This is a genomic window from uncultured Halorubrum sp. (assembly GCF_937146585.1).
Taxonomy (GTDB): Archaea; Halobacteriota; Halobacteria; order Halobacteriales; family Haloferacaceae; genus Halorubrum; species Halorubrum miltondacostae.
In genome coordinates, this window is the sequence record NZ_CAKZRO010000012.1 from 1 (window position 1) to 3,597 (window position 3,597).

Here is a 3,597-nt window from a genome sequence, read left to right on the forward strand (position 1 = left end):
GGTGCGACTTGATGTTCCCCTCCGACTCGATGCGGTCGGGGTAGATCGTCCCCTGAACGAGGTAGTCGGCGTCGACGTCGCGCGCGACCGTCTCGAACTCGTCGATGAACCCCTCGCCGATGACGTGGCGCTTCTCCTCGGGATCGGTGACCCCCGTAAGCCGGTCGAAGAAGCGGTCCTGCGCCTCGATGACGCGCAGCGACTCCATGAACTCGAACGTGTCGCGGATCTCCGCCGTCTCCCCCTTCCGCATCAGCCCCGTGTCGACGTAGACGGGGGTGAGCTGGTCGCCGACCGCCTCGTACGCGAGCGTCGCCGCGACCGAGGAGTCGACCCCGCCGGAGAGGGCGATCACGGCGTTCGCGTCGCCGATCGCCTCCCGGATCTCCGCTTTCGCCTCCGCGATGAATTCGTCCGTCTCGACCATCTATAGCCTCACGTCCGCGTTGCGCTCGGTTGTGTCCGTCGATCCCAGCGCCGCCTCGACGAGGGAGACGAACGGCGGGCTCGCGCGGTCGGGCCGCGACCGGAACTCGGGGTGCGCCTGCGTCCCGAAGAAGAACGGGTGGTCGGGGCGTTCGAGGATCTCCATCCGGTTGTCGGCGCGCCCGGAGAACGTCAGCCCGTCGGCCTCCAGGTCGTCGATGTACTCGGGGTTCACCTCGTAGCGGTGGCGGTGGCGCTCGGTACAGGAGTCGGCGCCGTACACCCGCGCCGCGAGCGTGTCGGGCTGGATGTCGGTCTCGTGCGCGCCGAGCCGCATCGTCCCGCCCATGTCCTCCGTCTCGTACTGCTCGGGGAGCAGGTCGATGACGGGATGGGGCGTGTCGGAGTCGATCTCGGCGGAGTGGGCCCCGTCGAGCCCGAGAATGTTGCGCGCGTGCTCGACGACGGCCATCTGGAAGCCCAAGCAGAGCCCGAGGAACGGCACGTCGTTCTCGCGGGCGTAGCGGATCGCCTCGATCTTCCCGTCGGTCCCGCGGGAGCCGAAGCCGCCGGGGACGACGACCGCGTCCGCCTCGGCGAGGCGCTTTTCGTGTTCCTCGCGGGTCTCGTCGGCGTCGACCCACAGCACGTTCACCTCGGTACCGGTCTGGATGCCGGCGTGTTTCAGCGCCTCGTGGATCGACATGTAGGCGTCTTCGAGGGCGTACTTCCCGACCAGGGCCACGTCGATCTCCTCGTCGCGGTCGCGGGTGACCAGGTCGCGCCACTCCGTCGAGCGCTCGGCCTTCGGCAGCGCCTCGTCGACGAGGCCGAGCCGCTCCATCACGTACTCGTCTAACCCCTCGTCTTCGACCATCAGCGGGACGTGGTAGATGTCCTCCACGTCGGGGTTCGAGAAGACGGCGTCCGTGGGCACGTCACAGAACAGCGCGATCTTCTCTTTCGTCTCCGGGTCGAGCCGGTCCTCGGAGCGCCCGACGAGGATGTCGGGCTGGAGCCCGATCGAGCGCAGCTCTTTCACGGAGTGCTGGGTCGGCTTCGTCTTCTGCTCGCCGTTCTTCGAGTACGGGACGAGCGTGACGTGGGTGAAGAGGATGTCCTCGTCGTCCTCCTCGTGGGCGAACTGGCGGAGCGCTTCGAGGAACGGCATCGACTCGATGTCCCCGACCGTCCCGCCGATCTCGACGAGACAGACGTCGCTCCCCTCGGCGGCCTCGCGGATGCGTCGCTTGATGTCGTCGGTGACGTGCGGGATGATCTGGACGGTCTTGCCGAGGTAGTCGCCGGCGCGCTCGCGCTCGATGACGTGCTGGTACGTCTTCCCCGTGGTGACGTTGTGGTCGAACGTCATGTCGGTGCCGAGGAAGCGCTCGTAGTTGCCCAGGTCGAGGTCGACCTCGCCGCCGTCCTTGAGGACGTACACCTCGCCGTGCTCGTACGGGTTCATCGTCCCGGCGTCGACGTTGAGATAGGGGTCCACCTTCACGGCGGTGACGTCGAAGCCCGCGTTGGCGAGAAGGCGCCCGGTACTGGCGGCGGTGATGCCCTTGCCCAGCCCGGACATCACACCGCCCGTGACGAACACGAACTTCCGACCCAGCGAGGGGTCGTACCCCGTGTCGGGATCTGCTGGCATATCGACCGTCCGTCAGGGGCCGGCAAAACCGTTTCGGACCCCGCGTTTCGCTGGACGTTCGTGACTATTTGCCGACGCACCGTCCGACCGCCCGACGGCGAGGCTGCCGGCTCACTCCGGCGCGGCGAGCCGGTAGCACATGCCGGGTTCGTCGGCGTCCTCCGGGGCGCGCTCGGTGTAGTAGACCCCGTCGTCGGTGACGAACGGCGCGCTGGTCACCTCGCCGTTGCCCTCGACCGCCCAGGTCACCGACCCGTCCTCGCGATCGAGCGCGTAGAGGTGCTCGTCGTACGAGCCGACGAGGACGTGGCCGTTCGTCACGGTCACGTTCCCCGTGATCCACCCGTCGGTCGGGGTCGACCACAGCTCCTCGCCGGTCGCCAAGTCGATCGCGTAGACGTTCCTGTCGTGGCTCCCGACGTACACCGTCCCGTCGTGGACCGCCGGCGCGCACATGACGCCGCCCGTGCGGATCGGGTCGGGGTCGCTCGACGGCGACACAGACTCGTCCGTCTCGAACGCCCAGAGCCCGGAGCCGTCGGTGACGTCGACGGCGGTGACGGTGCCGGCCCACGACGGGACCACCGCGATCCCGCGGCTGATCGCGATCGGCGCTTTGACGTCGCCGCCGGTGTCGAAGGTCCACGCGCGCTCGCGGTCGGCGAAGGACCACGCGTAGACGCGGCCGTCGTTGGCGCCGAACAGGAAGCGGTCGCGCTCGAGGTCGACCGCGACGGTCGAGTGCGGGTGGTCGGTCGGCCGGCCGTCGCGCCACACCTCCTCGCCGCTCTCGGCGTCCAGCGCGACGGCGGCGCCGCTCGGCGGCGAGAACTCGACGGCGAGGTACAGCGTCCCGTCGTGGTACGTCGGGCTGGCGGCGGCCGCGTCGCCGACGTCGGTCTGCCACTCGATCTCGCCGCTCGCGACCGAGACCGCGGAGACGACGCCGTCGTAGGTGCCGACGTACGCCGACCCCTCGGCGATCGCGGGGGTGCCGTGGCTCCCCCACTTGGCGTCGGAGAGGTCCGTCGCCCAGTTCGTCGTCCCGTCGACCGCGATCGACTGGATGCGTCCCGTGTCGTCGGCGACGAGGATGTCGCCCGACGGCGTCGGCATCGGGCTACCCTTCGAGGCGGAGTGCTCGCCGCGGTTCGCCGGCACCGACCACCGCACCCCGACGGTCTCGGGGATCGTCGCGTCGATGTGGCCGTGGTTCCGGAGCCCCTGTCGGAACTGCGAGGCGAGTCCGTCGGACGACTGCGGTCGGCCGTCGAGATCCAGCGGCAGGTCGGCTTCGTCGAACCCGGATCCGGCGTCCGCGGCGGGCGAGTCACCGTCGGCCGTCGAGTCGCCGTCGAGCGAGCTACAACCGGCGAGTCCCGCGACGCCGACGCCGCCGGCGACGCGGAGCAGGTCGCGACGCGTCCGTTCTCTCATGGGGACCGGTTCGCGGGTGAGGATAAAAATCCAGTCGCTCGGACCGAGCCGGAGCGGAGTCGACGGACGCGACGCGG

Annotated in this window: 2 protein-coding genes and 1 pseudogene; all 3 read right to left on the reverse strand. The window is 69.6% G+C overall.

Annotation, left to right across the window (positions count from 1 at the left end):
• Positions 1 to 427 (reverse strand): annotated as a pseudogene (locus tag Q0116_RS00945) (glutamine-hydrolyzing GMP synthase subunit GuaA); the annotation flags it as partial.
• Positions 428 to 2,083 (reverse strand): CTP synthase, encoded by a 1,656-nt coding sequence (locus Q0116_RS00950; protein WP_297884632.1) that lies wholly within the window; start codon positions 2,081 to 2,083, stop codon positions 428 to 430.
• A gap of 111 nt (positions 2,084 to 2,194) precedes the next feature.
• Entirely contained in the window at positions 2,195 to 3,520 is a 1,326-nt protein-coding gene (locus Q0116_RS00955) for a PQQ-binding-like beta-propeller repeat protein (RefSeq protein WP_297884634.1), read from the reverse strand.
• Positions 3,521 to 3,597: the final 77 nt, after the last annotated feature.

Coding starts and splice junctions, on each gene's coding strand:
- Q0116_RS00955 (WP_297884634.1), bottom strand. CDS start 3,520: ATGAGAGAACGGACGCGTCGCGACCTGCTCCGCGTCGCCGGCGGCGTC.
- Q0116_RS00950 (WP_297884632.1), bottom strand. CDS start 2,083: ATGCCAGCAGATCCCGACACGGGGTACGACCCCTCGCTGGGTCGGAAG.